The sequence below is a fragment of the Methylomagnum sp. genome, assembly GCF_054333355.1.
The window spans coordinates 1-15065 of sequence record NZ_JBTEKS010000071.1 but is presented as its reverse complement, the minus strand read 5'-3'; the positions used below and the strand labels follow the sequence as shown (position 1 = coordinate 15065).

Annotated in this window: 17 protein-coding genes; 9 read left to right on the top strand and 8 right to left on the bottom strand. The window is 58.5% G+C overall.

Annotated elements, in window-relative coordinates:
* The first annotated feature begins 187 nt into the window (after nucleotides 1–187).
* Complete coding sequence (locus tag ACXWUF_RS07905; protein ID WP_458494128.1) at nucleotides 188–397, top strand: hypothetical protein; 210 nt, start codon at nucleotides 188–190, stop codon at nucleotides 395–397.
* 30 nt (nucleotides 398–427) lie between these two features.
* On the opposite strand, the gene ACXWUF_RS07900 is transcribed toward ACXWUF_RS07905, so the two are convergent.
* Complete coding sequence (locus tag ACXWUF_RS07900) at nucleotides 428–970, bottom strand: hemerythrin domain-containing protein (RefSeq protein WP_458494127.1); 543 nt, start codon at nucleotides 968–970, stop codon at nucleotides 428–430.
* Between the two features lie 280 nt (nucleotides 971–1250).
* Between ACXWUF_RS07900 and ACXWUF_RS07895 the strand changes: the two genes are divergently transcribed.
* The 5 genes from ACXWUF_RS07895 to ACXWUF_RS07875 all read left to right on the top strand — a co-directional run bounded on the left by ACXWUF_RS07895 (nucleotide 1251) and on the right by ACXWUF_RS07875 (nucleotide 4872).
* On the top strand, nucleotides 1251–2519 hold the full coding sequence (locus tag ACXWUF_RS07895; protein WP_458494126.1) for a ribonucleotide-diphosphate reductase subunit beta: 1269 nt from the start codon (nucleotides 1251–1253) through the stop codon (nucleotides 2517–2519).
* Nucleotides 2520–2821: 302 nt separating this feature from the next.
* Nucleotides 2822–3154: a hypothetical protein gene (locus ACXWUF_RS07890; protein ID WP_458494125.1), complete on the top strand. Its 333-nt coding sequence runs from the start codon at nucleotides 2822–2824 to the stop codon at nucleotides 3152–3154.
* Nucleotides 3155–3285: 131 nt separating this feature from the next.
* Nucleotides 3286–3465, top strand: a complete 180-nt coding sequence (locus tag ACXWUF_RS07885; protein WP_458494124.1) for a hypothetical protein — start codon at nucleotides 3286–3288, stop codon at nucleotides 3463–3465.
* 15 nt (nucleotides 3466–3480) lie between these two features.
* Complete coding sequence (locus ACXWUF_RS07880) at nucleotides 3481–3639, top strand: hypothetical protein (RefSeq protein ID WP_458494123.1); 159 nt, start codon at nucleotides 3481–3483, stop codon at nucleotides 3637–3639.
* 159 nt (nucleotides 3640–3798) lie between these two features.
* The gene (locus ACXWUF_RS07875; RefSeq protein ID WP_458494122.1) at nucleotides 3799–4872 is read left to right on the top strand and encodes an extracellular catalytic domain type 2 short-chain-length polyhydroxyalkanoate depolymerase; all 1074 of its coding nucleotides are present in this window, start codon (nucleotides 3799–3801) and stop codon (nucleotides 4870–4872) included.
* Nucleotides 4873–4965: 93 nt separating this feature from the next.
* Here the strand turns inward: ACXWUF_RS07875 and ACXWUF_RS07870 are convergent, their stop codons facing one another.
* Nucleotides 4966–5730, bottom strand: a complete 765-nt coding sequence (locus ACXWUF_RS07870; RefSeq protein ID WP_458494121.1) for an ABC transporter permease — start codon at nucleotides 5728–5730, stop codon at nucleotides 4966–4968.
* A gap of 86 nt (nucleotides 5731–5816) precedes the next feature.
* A complete protein-coding gene (locus ACXWUF_RS07865; RefSeq protein WP_458494120.1) occupies nucleotides 5817–6734 on the bottom strand; it encodes an ABC transporter ATP-binding protein in 918 nt (305 codons plus the stop codon).
* An 85-nt stretch (nucleotides 6735–6819) separates the two neighbouring features.
* Between ACXWUF_RS07865 and ppx the strand changes: the two genes are divergently transcribed.
* The 3 genes from ppx to ACXWUF_RS07850 all read left to right on the top strand — a co-directional run bounded on the left by ppx (nucleotide 6820) and on the right by ACXWUF_RS07850 (nucleotide 10127).
* The gene (ppx, locus tag ACXWUF_RS07860; protein ID WP_458494119.1) at nucleotides 6820–8325 is read left to right on the top strand and encodes an exopolyphosphatase; all 1506 of its coding nucleotides are present in this window, start codon (nucleotides 6820–6822) and stop codon (nucleotides 8323–8325) included.
* Nucleotides 8326–8423: 98 nt separating this feature from the next.
* Complete coding sequence (locus ACXWUF_RS07855) at nucleotides 8424–9092, top strand: DUF2959 domain-containing protein (protein ID WP_458494118.1); 669 nt, start codon at nucleotides 8424–8426, stop codon at nucleotides 9090–9092.
* A 147-nt stretch (nucleotides 9093–9239) separates the two neighbouring features.
* Entirely contained in the window at nucleotides 9240–10127 is an 888-nt protein-coding gene (locus tag ACXWUF_RS07850) for an endonuclease/exonuclease/phosphatase family protein (protein ID WP_458494117.1), read from the top strand.
* Nucleotides 10128–10251: 124 nt separating this feature from the next.
* Here ACXWUF_RS07850 and ACXWUF_RS07845 read toward each other — a convergent pair whose 3' ends face one another.
* The 5 genes from ACXWUF_RS07845 to ACXWUF_RS07825 all read right to left on the bottom strand — a co-directional run bounded on the left by ACXWUF_RS07845 (nucleotide 10252) and on the right by ACXWUF_RS07825 (nucleotide 14914).
* Nucleotides 10252–11286: a phytanoyl-CoA dioxygenase family protein gene (locus tag ACXWUF_RS07845; RefSeq protein WP_458494116.1), complete on the bottom strand. Its 1035-nt coding sequence runs from the start codon at nucleotides 11284–11286 to the stop codon at nucleotides 10252–10254.
* Nucleotides 11287–11297: 11 nt separating this feature from the next.
* Entirely contained in the window at nucleotides 11298–11516 is a 219-nt protein-coding gene (locus tag ACXWUF_RS07840) for a DUF350 domain-containing protein (protein WP_458494115.1), read from the bottom strand.
* Nucleotides 11517–11533: 17 nt separating this feature from the next.
* Complete coding sequence (locus ACXWUF_RS07835; RefSeq protein ID WP_458494114.1) at nucleotides 11534–11737, bottom strand: hypothetical protein; 204 nt, start codon at nucleotides 11735–11737, stop codon at nucleotides 11534–11536.
* A gap of 106 nt (nucleotides 11738–11843) precedes the next feature.
* Nucleotides 11844–13742, bottom strand: a complete 1899-nt coding sequence (locus tag ACXWUF_RS07830; RefSeq protein WP_458494113.1) for a DUF4178 domain-containing protein — start codon at nucleotides 13740–13742, stop codon at nucleotides 11844–11846.
* A 164-nt stretch (nucleotides 13743–13906) separates the two neighbouring features.
* Nucleotides 13907–14914, bottom strand: coding sequence for an SPFH domain-containing protein (locus ACXWUF_RS07825; protein WP_458494112.1), 1008 nt, complete (start codon nucleotides 14912–14914; stop codon nucleotides 13907–13909).
* Nucleotides 14915–15065 lie beyond the last annotated feature (151 nt).

Genomic DNA, 15065 nt, shown 5'->3' with positions numbered 1-15065 from the left:
GGCGGCGTGGTAACGGTTTCCAACCGCGACAGGCCTAAGATCGCGGTTGGAAACCGCTCCCACGGGCGGCGGCGCTGGCCGATGTTCGGGGCATACGTAAAACCAACGATTCGCACCCGTGCGGTTTTGGACTAAAAGATAAGGGGTGGCGATTGCCCGCCAAACCCGAAAACCAGGGAGAGAGGCCATGCAAACCGGAGAGAATTATTTGCGGAATCTGCCCAAGCTCGTGGACCTGTGGGCGGACGACATAGACCGGCTGGACATCCGGGACGAGTCCGAGCCGGACGGCGAATCCGAATCCCCCGCGCCAAGGCCGAGAGAAACGCCGCCCGGCAAGCCGGGGAAATCCGAGCGGAATGGGGAGTCTCGTAGGTTGAGCGTAGGTCGGGCTTAAGCCCGGCCCACCGCCCGCTCGCCACCGCGATCACGCAATCACATGGTCGAAAATATTCTGGTAGCGCCGCCGCATCTGGTCGTGGAACAGGGGGTCCGACCCTTGCGGCATGATGCCCTCGATGTGCGCCCAATCCTCTTGGCCTAGCGCCTCGTCGAGCAGCTTGTAAATCGTCTGCTCCTCCAGATTCAGATGGTCCCACTGCATCCGTAGGTACTCCGCGAACAGGTCAACGATGCGCTCGCGGGGCACCGGCGAATCGCACAGCCATTGCTCCATCGCCGAACCCAACTCGGAGGTGCTGTCGATGATCCGCCGATGCTCCTCGATCAAGCCCTCGATCAGCGGATTGCCGCCGCCGGACCTTTTTTCCAGGTAGACGGAAAAGATCACGTCCTCGCGGGGGTGGTGGATCAAGTCCGGGTAGCTCCCCACATAATCGACGATTTCGCTGAGGGCGTGGAGATTGGCCTGCCCGCTGTCCCGCAGAATGTCGAGTTGGTTTTCCAGGAACTTCAGCACGCGGCTGAAATTAATGTGGTCCTGATGGAGGTCTTGAAGAAGCCGGTGCATAGCGATTCTCCCGAATGTGTGATGTCGATGAGAGCGTATCCCGCCCTCTTTGATGCCAAACAAAACGCGCTGCCAATAAGGTTATATGCTGCGCTCCTGGGCGTAGAAAGGCGAGTTCGACTTTATGGGCGGCGCTCGCGGCGCAAGCCCGGACACCGCCGCGCCGACCCCATATCTTGTATTTTGCCGTCGTTCATGCACAATATATCGTCATCAACCCCGATGCTCGCGGGAGTTCAATCCTGGCGAATATCCCATTTCCCCGACGGAGAAAATCAACATGCTGAACTGGGAAGACCCCCTGGCCGGACTGGCCGCCAAGCCGCTGCAAGTCCCCTTCCCCACCCCCGAGCCAAAGGCCGCGCCCGCGCCCATCCCGACCGCGCCGCCGGTCCAGCGCCGTGATTTCGACCGGGTCGATACCACGCCCACCGCCCTGACTCCGATGGCCCCGGTCAAGGCGTCCCCGCCGCCCGCGTCCGCTCCCGCCGCCCGTGGCGCCACGGGCCTTGAAGACATCGAGATCGGCGCCAAGCGCATCCAGGTGGACGACAAGAAGATCATCAACTGCCGCGCCGACCTGAACCAGCTCGTCCCGTTCAAGTACAAATGGGCGTGGCAGAAGTATCTCGACGCCTGCGCCAACCACTGGATGCCGCAGGAGATCAACATGAACGCCGACATCGCGCTGTGGAAAAGCCAGGACGGGCTGACCGAAGACGAGCGCACCATCATCAAGCGCAACTTAGGGTTCTTCTCCACGGCGGATTCCCTCGTCGCGAACAACCTGGTGCTGGCCGTCTACCGCCACATCACCAACCCGGAATGCCGCCAATACCTGCTGCGCCAGTCCTTTGAAGAAGCCCTGCACACCCACGCCTATCAATATGTGGTCGAGTCGCTGGGCATGGACGAGGGCGAAGTCTTCAACATGTACCGCGAACTGCCGTCGGTGGCCCGCAAGGCCGAATGGGCGCTGCCCTACACGCAATCGCTGGGCGACCCAACCTTCAGCACCGGCACCCCGGAAGCGGACCAGCGCTTGCTGCGCGACCTGATCGCCTTCTACGTGATCTTCGAGGGCATCTTCTTCTACGTCGGCTTCACCCAAATCCTCTCCATGGGCCGCCGCAACAAGATGACCGGCACCGCCGAGCAGTTCCAGTACATCCTGCGCGATGAGTCCATGCACATGAACTTCGGCATCGACGTCATCAACCAGATCAAGATCGAGAACCCGCACCTGTGGAGCCAGTCGTTCCAACAGGAAATGATTCAGACCATCCGCGACGCGGTGGAGATCGAAATCCAGTACGCCCACGACACCATGCCGCGTGGCGTCTTGGGGCTGAATGCGCCGATGTTCGAGGATTACCTGAAATACATCGCCAACCGCCGCTGCGCCCAGATCGGCCTGCCCGAACAATATCCCGGCGCCGCCAATCCTTTCCCGTGGATGAGCGAAATCCTCGACCTTAAGAAGGAGAAGAATTTCTTTGAGACTCGGGTGACGGAGTATCAGACGGGGGGGGCGTTGAATTGGGATTGATTTTGCTCGTTCCCATTAAGCTCCGGCTTGGGAATGCAGTCTTGGAAGCTCCAGCTTCCCGAGTTACGACAGCAAGTTAGTGCTTCGTCACGCATTAAACGCCGAGTGGTTCCCGAGCCTTGTAGGGTGGATAAGCCAGCGTAGCCCGGATGGAGCTTTGCGGAATCCGGGGCTATAAGCACGAATCATCCCGGATTCCATTGAGCTTCATCCGGGCTACGGAATCAGAGCTTGCAAGACGGGATTTCCAAGCAGAAACTTGGGAACCAGCGAGAAAACATCGGACGGCAGGAATATAAGATATGACCGCATCCGTCTACGTGGAATCATCCATTATCAGCTATCTCACATCGCGACCAAGCCGGGATGTGGTGAAAGCTGCCCGCCAAGCGATTACTTCGGATTGGTGGCTCAAATCCAAGAACCAATACGAAGTCTATATCTCAGCGTTGGTCGAAGATGAAATTTCGGGCGGCGACCCAATAGCGGCAGCCAAACGCCTTGACGCTGTCACCAATATTCCAAGCATCCTCATCACCCCTGAAGCGCAATCACTTGCGGAAGCGCTGGTAAAATCAAAAGCCGTCCGTCCGCGATGCACTACATATCGCGATTGCTGCCACGCAAGCCATTGATTACCTTCTCACATGGAACTTTAAACACATTAATAACGCCGAAGCAAAAGCTCAAATTGCCCGTCTTATTGAATCCCATGGTTGGGTATGCCCTATTCTCTGCTCACCCGAAGAACTCGGAGGTAACGACTATGAAGAATGACCCCATTGTCGATGAAGTCAGAAATAATGGCTTGGCACTGGCCGCGAGATATAACAACAACATTGCGTCCATCTGCCAAGCTCTAAAGAAAAGAGAAGAATCATCGGGACGTAAGGTGGTTAATCGAAACCCGCATCGCATGGAGCAAAAAATCAAACAGCCAGCTTAGCGGTTCGCTCGCCCCATGGATAAACTGACCCAATACCGCCAATACATAAAGGACATCATCGGCGAATACAGCCAGTATCGCCCATCCTATATTGTGCTGGCGTTTCATTCGCCGTTTCGGCGGCAATTCACGGGGTTTGCGGTCAGCCAGCGGGACTTCAACTTCTCCGAGTAACAGCAAGCGAAGGCTTGAAAACCATCAAAACAAAAACCGTCCGCGCCCAACCGGCCCGGATGGTTTTTTTCGGCTAGAACCAAAGCAGGATGGGTTTATTCGCGCGCGCCATGGCAGCATAGGGACTTCAAGGGTAAACCATGACAATCGGAGGAAGACATGCTCATTCGAAGCATCACGCTGGGCGCGGCCATTCTCGGCATTTGGCTAGGCTGGGCAAATCCGAGCCAAGCCGCCACGCCGCTACGGGGCTACAACGCCGACCCCACCCAAACCTCCATCTCCGGGGTCTCATCCGGCGGCGACATGGCCGTGCAGTTCCACGTCGCCCACTCGTCGCTGGTGCGGGGCGCCGGAGTCATCGCCGCCAGCCCCTATGACTGCGCGCAAAACAGCCTGACGGCGGCAACCCAGAACTGCTTAAAACCCGACGCCGCGACTCCCCTGCCCCCGACCGCCCGCTTGGTGTCCATCACCAATTCCCTGGCCGCATCAGGTGCCATCGACGATCCCGCCCGGCTGCGTGCCACACGGGTATGGCTGTTTTCCGGCCGCAAGGATAACCTGGTATATCCGGTAGTGATGGATGCTCTAAAAGACTATTACCGAACTTACATCGACGACAAGAATATCGGGTATAAGAATGACCTGGATGCCGGTCACGCCATCATTACCGAGGATTATGGCAACAAGGTCTGCGCGGGATCGGAATCCCCCTATATCAATGATTGTGATTACGATGGCGCGGGTGCCCTATTGTCCTGGATATATGGCTCTGAGACCCCACTTAAACCGTATAGCACCGAATTGACCGGCACCTTGGTCGAATTCGATCAGAATCCATTTCTTCCCGACGGCAATGCTTATGCCCATAGTATGAGCGATTCTGGCTACGCCTATATTCCAAAGACTTGCGAATCGATGGCCTGCCGGGTCCATGTCGCCCTGCATGGCTGTCGGCAGAGCGCCGGTTATGTGGGGGATGCCTTCTACCGGCACGCGGGATATAACCGATGGGCCGATACCAATGGAATCATCGTGTTATACCCACAGACGATTCCACGGGATGGCTGGGGCTGGCGGGGCTGGCATGTCTGGACCGCCAACTACGTTGCAAATCCGCTGGGCTGCTGGGATTGGTGGGGTTATGACAGCAGCGACTATCACACCAAGAATGGCCCTCAAATCAAAGCCATTAAGGGTATGGTGGATCGGCTTGCTGAGCGAAGATAAAGCCACACCAAACCGGGGATTGGGAATTGTCAAAGTAAAAAAACCGCCCGCGCCTCTCGGCCCGGGCGGTTTTTTTACGGCACCAATTCAGGCTCAACTCTTCAACCCCGTCCCCCGCTGCAACAACACCAGCGCCCAAACCAACAACACCAAGATACTCCCGCCAATAATCCCGAACGCCAGCAGCACATCCACGTCGGAAATCCCCAAAAACCCATACCGGAACGCATTGACCATATAAAGAATGGGATTACCCAAGGACACATGCCGCCAGAAATCCGGCAACAGGTCGATGGAATAAAACACCCCGCCCAAATACACCAAGGGCGTCAGCACGAAATTCGGGACGATGGAAATATCATCAAAACTATTGGCGTAAACGGCGTTAATTAACCCGGCCAGGGAAAACAGCACGGCAGTCAACAGGAATACCCCGGCCACGATCCAAGGATGAACCAAATGGACATCGCCGAATACAAAGCCAACCCCCGCCACCACGCCGCCGACCGCCAAGCCGCGCATCACGCCGCCGCCCACATAGCCCGCCAGAATCACCCAATTGGGCACGGGCGAAATCAGCAACTCTTCGATGCTGCGCTGGAATTTCATGGAGTAAAACGAGGACACCACATTGCTATAAGAATTGGTGATGACCGACATCAGCACCACGCCCGGCACGATGTAGTCCATGTAGGACATCCCGGCCATGGGTCCGACCCGCTGGCCGATGAGGGTGCCGAAGATCAGGAAGTACAGCGAGGTCGTCACCGCCGACGGCAGCACCGTTTGCGGCCAGATGCGGGAGAAGCGATGGATTTCTTTGAAAAGGATGGTTTGGAAGGCGATTAGGTGGCGCATGGGATGATTGTGTATAGCGGGAATCGTGGGAGCGGGCTTCAGCCCGCGATTGGCGGCGGGTCGCGGGTTAACCGCCCCTACCGTGGCTACCGTGGCGGGCCTTCCACCAAGTCCATGAACAACTGCTCCAAGCGATTGGCCGCGTTGCGCAGAGCGACGACTTCAATCCCCTGCCGGGCCAGCCCTTCGAACAGCCCGTGCACTCCCAATTCGGTCGGCACGTCGGCGACCAGGGTCCGGTCATCGACTTTTTCCAGCCGGTAGCCCGGCAACTCCGGTACCACGGCCAGCGGCCCCGCCAGTTCCAGGATATAGCGGTTGGTGTGCAGCCGGGCCAGCAAGTCGCCCATGGTGCTGTGTTCGACGATCCGCCCGTGGTTGATGATGGCGATGTTGCGGCAGAGATTCTCCGCCTCTTCCAGATAATGGGTGGTGAGAATGATCGTGGTGCCTTCGCGGTTGATCTTGCGCAGGAATTCCCACATGGAGCGGCGGATTTCGATGTCCACCCCGGCGGTCGGCTCGTCCAGAATCAACAGCTTGGGCGAATGGACCAAGGCGCGGGCGATCATCAAACGCCGCTTCATGCCGCCGGACAGGTTCCGGGCCACGCTGTCGCGCTTGTCCCACAGCGACAACTGGCGCAGGCATTCCTCGGTGCGCCGCAGCGCCCCCTTGCGGGGGATGCCGTAGTAGCCCGCTTGGTTCGCCACGATGTTGACGACCTTGTCGAACTGGCTGAAATTCACCTCTTGCGGCACCAAGCCGATGCAGCGCTTGGCCGCCTCCCGCTCCCGGTCCAGGCCGTGGCCGAACACCTCGACCCGGCCTGAGGTCTTGTTCACCAGGGAGCTCACGATGCCGATGGTGGTGGATTTGCCCGCGCCATTCGGGCCAAGCAGCGCGAAGAAATCCCCCGCCTCCACGTCCAGGTCGATGCCTTTGAGGGCTTCGAAACCGTTCTTATAAACTTTCCTTAATGCTTGAATGGATAGGGCCTTCATCGGGCTGTTTTTGACCAGGTTTTTTGTGACAATGGAATTCTAACAAAATCATCCCGCCTCCCTTCCCCCCTGACCCGGCTTACCCATGAACCAAATTCCTAGCAGTCCGCCCGAGCAAGTCGCCGCCGTGGACCTCGGCTCCAACAGCTTCCACATGATCGTGGCCGAACTCCGCGCCAACGAGTTGGTGATCGTGGACCGGCTCCGCGAAATGGTCCGGCTGGGCGCGGGCTTGACCGCGCAGCGCAACCTGACGGTGGAGGCCCAGCAACGCGCCCTGGTGTGCCTGGAACGCTTCGGCCAGCGGCTACGCGGAATGCCCGCCGCCAGCGTCAGGGCCGTGGGCACCTACACGCTGCGGGAAGCCCGCAATGGGAGCGAATTCCTAGCATCGGCGGAACGGGCGCTGGGTTTTCCCATCGAGATCATCGCCGGTATCGAGGAAGCCCGCTTGATTTACCAAGGCGTGTCGCAGAACCTCGCCCCGGACGGCAAGCGCCGCTTGGTCATCGACATCGGCGGCGGCAGCACCGAATTCATCATCGGCGTGGATCGGACCCCGCAGCAAAAGGAGAGTTTGCGCATGGGCTGTGTGTCCATGAGCCTCGCCCATTTCGCCGATGGCAAGGTCACCCCGAAGCGCTTCAAGCGGGCCGTGCTGGCCGCCCAGCAGGAATTAGAGCCGTTCGAGCATTTGTTCCACCGCAACCAGTGGGACCAAGCCGTCGGCGCGTCGGGCACCCTGCGGGCGATCCGCAAAATGCTGGAAGCACGGGGTTGGAGCAAGGACGGCATCAGCGCCCAGGGACTCAATCAACTGGTGGACGCCAGCTTGGCGGCGGGCAAGACCGACAAAGCCCAGTTCGCCGACCTGAACCCGGAGCGGTATATGAGCTTCCCCGGCGGGCTGGCGATTCTCCACGCCATCTTCAAAACCTTAGGGATACAGCACATGCAGGTGTCCGACCGGGCGTTGCGGGAAGGCTTGCTGTTCGACCTCTTGGGGCGGCTGCACCACGACGACATCCGGGGCCGCACCGTCGCCGCCCTCGCCGCCCGTTATCACACCGATTCGGAACACGTCGCCCGCATCCGGGAAACGCTGGATAAGTTCTTGATTCAACTCCCCTACCCCGCCGCCGTGGATCGGGAAACCGCCGCCCAATGGCTGGAATGGGCCGCCACCCTGCACGAGATTGGCCGCGACATCGCCCACAGCGGCTATCACAAGCACAGCGCCTATATCCTGGAAAACGCCGACCTGCCCGGCTTTTCCCGCCAGGACCAGCTCTTGCTGGCGACCCTGGTGCGCACCCATCGGCGCAAATTCCCGCTGAAACTGTACAAAGACCTCAGCCCGCCCTGGAACGACGCGGCCAAATCCCAAGCCCTGCTGCTGCGTCTCGCCATCCTGCTGCACCGCAGCCGCCAAATCGGCGCCTTGCCCGACATCCGCATCGCCGTCAGCGACGCCCGCATCGACCTCCGCTTTCCTCCCCAATGGCTGGACGAGCATCCGCTGACTCTGGCCGACTTGGAGCAAGAGGCGGGGTATTTGGGGGCGGCGGGCATTGAGTTGACGTTTCTTTAACCGTGGGAGCGGGCTTTGGCCCGCGACTACCGCCCGTAAGCGTGGGCTAAAGCCCACTCCCACGGCTAAGTTTTAATTTCTTGCAGAGAAAACCACCCATGACTTTGCAGCGCCCACGCCTTGCTTGCCGATTGTTTCTAACGCTTTGGCTTGCCACGGTATTAACCGGCTGTTCCACCGCCTATTATCGGGGTATGGAATCCTTGGGTTTCGCCAAGCGCGATATACTGGTCCACCGGGTGGAAAAAGCCCGCGACAGCCAACAGGAAGCCAAGCAGCAATTCAAAAGCGCCTTGGAACAATTCACCGCGCTGACGGGTTTCAAGGGCGGCAGTTTGGAAGAGAAATATAACTCGCTAAATACCGAGTTTGAACGCAGCGAGGCGCGGGCGAACGATGTGCGCAAACGGATTGACGATATTGAGAATGTCTCGGAAGCCCTGTTTGCCGAATGGCAAAACGAGCTGGGGCAATACCAGAATCAAGCGCTCAAGCGCAGCAGCCAACAAAAGCTGACCACGACCCGCCAGCGCTACGAGCAATTAATCGCCGCGATGAAGCGGGCCGAGTCCACCATGGACCCGGTGTTGGCGGTGTTCCGCGATCAGGTGCTATTCCTCAAGCATAATTTAAATGCCCAGGCGATAGCCTCGCTGAAAGGCGAACTGGGTAATCTCAACTCGGAAATCTCGTCCCTGATTAAGTCCATGGAAGCGTCGATTCGGGAGGCCGACGCATTCATCAAGACGATCAATCAAGCCCAGTAACTCATCATCGTTCCCACGGTCCCCGTGGGAATGCCGCAAGGGACGCTCCGGCGTCCCGTGACGTAGATGCTGCAAATAGACATGCCCCCCTCCCCAAGACCTCCTGTCCAATATCCCCGGTCGAAAATCCTACTATCAGCCTGCTTGTTGGGTATCGTAACGCCCTATGTAACCCGGTTATTCGACAACAATTACGGCCAGCCACTCTGGCTACTCGACTTGGCAAGCCATTGGCAATGGTTGTATTTGGCAGGAATCGCCGCATTCTCAGGGTATCTGAGCATTCATAACCGCCGCTGGGCGGTGGCTTTTTTGGCGACTCCCATCCCCTTCTTTTTGGCCGCGCCTTCATTGCCGCCGCCGCCAACTGCACCCATCGAGCGGGGATTGAATATCGCGAGCGCCAATGCCCATCTCGATAATACCGACGCCACCCGCCTGCATCATTGGATAATCTCGGTAAGCCCTGAGATCGTGGTGGTATCGGAGGTTTCACCCGGATTCGGACAACAGTTGGATTTAATGTTCGAGTACCCGCATAGGATTATCAATTCCAGCTATGATCCATTTGGAATAGCGCTGCTTTCTAAATTACCCATCAAGGATTCTTCGGTTGTCAAGGATAACGAGGGCATTCCTCATATCTCCGCCACCTTGATGATGGGAAATCAGCCAATCAGAATAGCCGCCATTCATCCGATGCCCCCGATTTCCACGGAATATCATCAGGCCCGCGATGAAAAGCTACTGGCGCTGGTTAAAAACAGTATGGCGGGTGGAGTTCCGGCGCTCATCGCGGGGGATTTCAATGCAACGCCCTGGTCAACGGCTTTCACGGGACTTGATAATCTGGGCTGGCACCGCGCATCGGGCCTGCGCCCGACTTGGCCTTTCTGGGGGCATGGGGTTTTCGGGATACCCATTGACCATGTGATTGCGTCGAGTCAATGGCGTTTGCTGGGGAATACCGTAGGGCCGGATATTGGCTCGGACCATTACCCCATTCTGGTCCGGTTATCGTTGGATTCCGGCTGAGCCGGGGATTGGAGTCCGAACTTTAGTTTGGACGATGGCATAAAAGCCCAAACTAAAGTTTGGACTCCAGACCAGCCTAACTTAATAGCAGTAACGGAAAACGTGGAAGCGAAGGCACAAGTATTTATAGCTTTTCGCCCGCCTTCAAAATATTCTCCTGCCGGTAAAACTCCGGGTGGGAATAAATGCCCATGCCATTGTAATCCTGCGTGATGGGCCTGGCTGAAGGCCGGTAACGATGGAATGGCAAGGCTTGGACAGTCGAATAATGGCATACGAAAGATTTCCGGGTTTGCTCGGGATTGTCGATCTTCCCGCCGCCATGGGCCAAGCCGCCATGCCAAATCAACATATCGCCTTTCTTAATCAGCAGGGTTTCCTTGGGATACCCCAGTTCCGCGCTGGTTTTGTCCAGATATTCCGCGAAATCCATCGGGGTTTTGGTCGAGCCGGTGTTATATAGAATGCCATTGCCGAAATCGAATTTCGGCATTCGATGCGAACCCCGATAATAATAAAGTGGCCCGGAATCTAGCTTAATATCTTCCAGGGCAATCCACGCGGCGGCTAAATGGCTGGGTATTTTGGCCGTGACCCAGGGAAAGTCCTGATGCGTCGGCTGTTGGCTCCCATATAAAAACGTCAGGCTTTGCATTCCCACCGCGGGCTGCCGGAAGATGGCTTCCAGAAATACCACGATGGCTGGATGGGCCATCAGTTTCTTGCCCGCCACGGACAAGTTATGGAAGTCGTTGATCTTGACATACTTGCCACGTAACTCATCTTTTGGAAATTCCCCGATGACACGCTCAAACTTAGGCTTATATTCGGCTTTGTCGATGCGGGCCGTGAGCTGGTATTGCTCCGGGTGTTCCAGCAATTCCAAGACATCGTTCCAATATACATCCAGCCATTCCGGCTGAATGGCTTGCTCAAGCACCACATAGCCGTTTTCCCGCCAACCTCGTAATTTCTCAGCCAAATCGTAGGCGATGGGGAAACGCGGTTGATATTCCCGGATGAAGGCTTCAATATCCGCGTCGTCCCGATCTATCCACGGCAAGGTGTTTTCATCGAATGCCCGGACGGGCGGCGGTGGCGGCGTTAGTCGACGTTTAATCGCCGCCAACTTCCCTTTGAGTGCACGTAGAAAATCCATGCGAATACCTTTTATCCGTGAATAGCCGCCGCCACGATGATTGAAACGCCCAGGCACATCGCCGCCGCCAAAATGGATAAGGGAAGGTTGCGTTCCTTGACGATTTCATCCCACAAACGGTAAGGCGTCAAAAGGTCGATAATAATGAATGAAACCCAGAACACCGCCACGCCCAAGAGGGAATAAATCAGCGAATTAACCAGCGCCACCGGATTAATAAAATCCAACATTCGAATACCCTCTGAAATTATTTGTGAAAACCACCGCCGCCCCAGCCGCCATGGCCGGAACTCCAACCATCGCCACCGCCCCAACTCCAATGCCATCCGCTTCCGCCATGGGAGCTGGACGAGCCGCTGCCGCCGCCGCTGAATAAGGTCCAGCCGCGATGCTGGGCCACCCCGAAGAAAACCAGCACCAATAGGCCGTAGATTAGGTAATTGCGATACATTGTTATGGTTTATTTCAAAATGTAGGTTGGGCTGACGCAGGAAGCCCAACAGAAGCCGAGCATGGGGCATTGGGCTTCGTACCTCAGCCCAACCTACCACTTCCGCCTATTCCCCACTTCCCGGATGGTCACTCTCCATCCAGCGCCGCGTTTCAAACGCATCATGCCGCCAACTCAGAAACCCCGGCCACGCCGCCAACGCCAGCAACGACAGGAAGAACATCCCCCACCCCGCCTTGGCACGCTCCACAGTCAGCGTGACGGTCGGCGTTTGATCGACCGGCAGATTCTCCCCCTTGGCGGAAACCACCAGGTAATAACTACCCTTCGGCACATCGGGAATCAGCCAAGCGAAAGCCCGATGGCCCGGCGATGCGGGCTTGTGGTCGTAATCATCGGCGGGGATGGGCCGCGCCCCCGGCAAAGGAGCGCCCGTGGCACTGTCCACCGCGTCCAGTTTCAAGCCGATCTGAACGTCTTCCGAATCCATGTCCGCCCGGATTTCAATGCTCCGTCGCCCAGAAGGCAGCGGAAACGCCGTGCTGGCGGGCGCGACCTCGGGATGATTGGTGTCGAGTTGCACCGTCATGGGGGGCACGCTCACATGGGAATCCCGGCTGATGAACAGAACCTGCATGACCACCAGCACCGCCGCGAACACGCCGAAGCGTAGCCAGTAAGCCGATAGCTTGCCGGTCCAGGGCGAGGGCTGGTTGATGTAAACGCCAACCGGCTCGGGGAAAAGCCGCTCAAGCTTGAAGGTCCGCCGCAATTCCCCGCTGTCGATGTACTCGCCCACCGAATACAGCAATTCCTGGCTGGTTAGCTCCTCCGAGATCACGAACGGCGGCGCGACGAAATCCCGCAGCCGGACCTTCTGGCCGATGACCACCCGCCAATAGAACTCGCCCAGCACATAACTGACCATGGCCTCGGAGGTCTGGAAATGCCGGTAGCGCCGCCCGTCGTACTGGACGTATTCGCCGCCCCGGTTCCAAAAGGTCGCGGGCTGGTGGACGGTGGGCAGGATGTAATTCCAATGGCCGTCGTACTCACTGAGCCAGGCGAAGCCGCCGCCCAGGTTGAACAGCAGGTATTCATACCAGCCGTAAGTGACCCCTTCGGACTTGGTTTCCCGCCGCATGAAGCCGATGACTTCGTAATCCGCGCCCCGCAACCGGCCCCGGCTGCCCAGCGGAATCAAGGGCCGGACGCCCGCTTCCAACTTGGCCTGGAACAACACCGGATGCTGGGGACTGTCGAGGTCGTGGGCCGAGCCGCAACTGCCGCAGACGATGACCACGCTGGCCGAGGTCTTCGGCGTCAGCGGCGCGCCGCAACGGCCACAGCGGAAGGTTTCGGTCTTGGCGACCTTGCCCCGGATCGACACGTCGCGGAGGTTGTCGAGGGCGAGGGATTTGAACTCAAGCTGTTCGCCGACAAACAGGAGCGGCGGGGTTTCACTGTAATCGAGGGTGGCGAACAGCTTGCCGGGGCCGCGCAAATCGGCCACCTGGGTGTCGTAGCCCGCGCCCACCTTGAATGGCAACTCGCCTTCCCCGGCGATGCAGCGCGGCTGCTCCAGGTTGATGACTTGGAAATCGGTCTTGCGGAGGGTGAAGTGATGCCCGACTTTCAGGCTGTGGAAGCCGGAGCAGTCGTCGGGCGTGGGGACGAGAAAGGACACCGCGCAGAGGCCCGGCGTTTCACCGAGCCAGCCGGTGCGCTCGTTGTCGAACAGCACATGCCATTCGTTCCACAGACCGGCGTCGTATTTAAGCTGGATGCGCCCCACCACGGTGAAGCGGGCGTCTTTGTAACGGCCCGTCGTGCCGATCTGGACGGGCGAGGTGTCCTCCATCAACTCGGCCATCTTGCCGAGATTTTCCAGCGTCAAATCTTTGCGTAGCAGGGTGCTACGGCAATATTCGCAGACGGCAAGAATGGAGGCGGCGGAGCGGAACACGACTTCCGCGCCGCAGGAGGGGCATTGGGCAAGTTTCATGGGCGGTGGACTGCCCTAGAGGATACGAACTTTTTCAAACCCCTCCCCAGCCCTCCCCTTATCAGGGGAGGGAGCAAAGCCCCCCTCATAAGGGGGGTTGGGGGGGTTAAAAACACCCTAATATGCGTGGCAAACCGCATGACCGGGAATCCGCGCCGCCCGGCTCACACCAGCTTCTTCAACAATTCCGCCTTCTTGGCCTCGAATTCCGCCTGAGTCAAAATTCCCTTGGTCATCAGGCCGTGGAGCTTTTCCAGCAGCGCGGTCACGTCCTCAGCGGAAGCCGGTGTGGGCGCCTGTCCGCCGCCGTTATGACTGCCGGAAAGCGCATTCGCCATGGTCTGCCCCAAAGCGATACCGGCACCAAGTCCAGCCCCGGCTCCCGCCGCGCCGCCCTCGTTGGCGGCGGCGATGGGGATCGCCCGGGCGGCTTGGTATTGGGTGTATTTGCTGAGGTCGCCGACGATGCCCATGCCAATGCGCTCATCCAGCACCTTTTGCAATTCTTCCGGCAGCGAAAGATTTTGCACCACGAAGTTGTCCAGCAGCAGCCCCAGCCGGGCGAACTCGCCTTCCAGCTTCTTCTTGAGCATCCCGGCCATCTCGTCCTGATTGGCCGCCATGTCGATGAAGGGGATGCCGGACTCGGCGAACAAATCGGTGATACCCGCCACCACCACGCCGCGCAGTTGCTCGTCCAGATCGTCCACCGTGTAGAGGTCGCGGGTGCCGCTGACGTGCTGGAAGAACAGCTTGGGGTCGGCGACCCGGTAGGTGTACTGGCCGAAGCCGCGCATCCGCACCATGCCGAATTCCTTGTCGCGGATGGTGATGGGATTGGGCGTGCCCCACTTGCGGGCCAGTTGCAGGCGGGTGGCGAAGAAATACACGTCGCTCTTGAAGGGCGAGTCGAACAGCTTGTCCCAGTTCTTGAGGTTGGTCAGCACCGGCAGGGTGCGGGTGTCGAGGGTGTGGGTGCCCGGCCCGAACTGGTCGGCGACGTGGCCCTCGTCCACGAACAAGGCCATCTGGGTTTCCCGGACGACCAACTGGGCGCCGTTCTGGATTTCGAAGTCCCGCATGGGATAGCGGTAGGCCAGCACGCCATCCCGGTCCTCGACCCATTGGATAACGTCGATGAACTGCTTCTTGATAAAATCGAATAGGCCCATGGTTTGCTCCTTTTATGCGGACGAACCGCGCTTGATGATAATGAACGCGAAACTTGGACTGGCCGGGATTCGTTTTCGATGTGATTCCAACCAGGCATTGGCCTCGCTTTCCAGTTCATTCCCTGAGCAGAGTCGAAGGGAACGAACTGGA

What these genes read in the sequence shown, in the direction of transcription:
- ACXWUF_RS07905 (WP_458494128.1), top strand. Translation starts at nt 188, where the DNA reads ATGCAAACCGGAGAGAATTATTTGCGGAATCTGCCCAAGCTCGTGGAC.
- ACXWUF_RS07900 (WP_458494127.1), bottom strand. Translation starts at nt 970, where the DNA reads ATGCACCGGCTTCTTCAAGACCTCCATCAGGACCACATTAATTTCAGC.
- ACXWUF_RS07895 (WP_458494126.1), top strand. Translation starts at nt 1,251, where the DNA reads ATGCTGAACTGGGAAGACCCCCTGGCCGGACTGGCCGCCAAGCCGCTG.
- ACXWUF_RS07890 (WP_458494125.1), top strand. Translation starts at nt 2,822, where the DNA reads ATGACCGCATCCGTCTACGTGGAATCATCCATTATCAGCTATCTCACA.
- ACXWUF_RS07885 (WP_458494124.1), top strand. Translation starts at nt 3,286, where the DNA reads ATGAAGAATGACCCCATTGTCGATGAAGTCAGAAATAATGGCTTGGCA.
- ACXWUF_RS07880 (WP_458494123.1), top strand. Translation starts at nt 3,481, where the DNA reads ATGGATAAACTGACCCAATACCGCCAATACATAAAGGACATCATCGGC.
- ACXWUF_RS07875 (WP_458494122.1), top strand. Translation starts at nt 3,799, where the DNA reads ATGCTCATTCGAAGCATCACGCTGGGCGCGGCCATTCTCGGCATTTGG.
- ACXWUF_RS07870 (WP_458494121.1), bottom strand. Translation starts at nt 5,730, where the DNA reads ATGCGCCACCTAATCGCCTTCCAAACCATCCTTTTCAAAGAAATCCAT.
- ACXWUF_RS07865 (WP_458494120.1), bottom strand. Translation starts at nt 6,734, where the DNA reads ATGAAGGCCCTATCCATTCAAGCATTAAGGAAAGTTTATAAGAACGGT.
- ppx (WP_458494119.1), top strand. Translation starts at nt 6,820, where the DNA reads ATGAACCAAATTCCTAGCAGTCCGCCCGAGCAAGTCGCCGCCGTGGAC.
- ACXWUF_RS07855 (WP_458494118.1), top strand. Translation starts at nt 8,424, where the DNA reads ATGACTTTGCAGCGCCCACGCCTTGCTTGCCGATTGTTTCTAACGCTT.
- ACXWUF_RS07845 (WP_458494116.1), bottom strand. Translation starts at nt 11,286, where the DNA reads ATGGATTTTCTACGTGCACTCAAAGGGAAGTTGGCGGCGATTAAACGT.
- ACXWUF_RS07840 (WP_458494115.1), bottom strand. Translation starts at nt 11,516, where the DNA reads ATGTTGGATTTTATTAATCCGGTGGCGCTGGTTAATTCGCTGATTTAT.
- ACXWUF_RS07835 (WP_458494114.1), bottom strand. Translation starts at nt 11,737, where the DNA reads ATGTATCGCAATTACCTAATCTACGGCCTATTGGTGCTGGTTTTCTTC.
- ACXWUF_RS07830 (WP_458494113.1), bottom strand. Translation starts at nt 13,742, where the DNA reads ATGAAACTTGCCCAATGCCCCTCCTGCGGCGCGGAAGTCGTGTTCCGC.
- ACXWUF_RS07825 (WP_458494112.1), bottom strand. Translation starts at nt 14,914, where the DNA reads ATGGGCCTATTCGATTTTATCAAGAAGCAGTTCATCGACGTTATCCAA.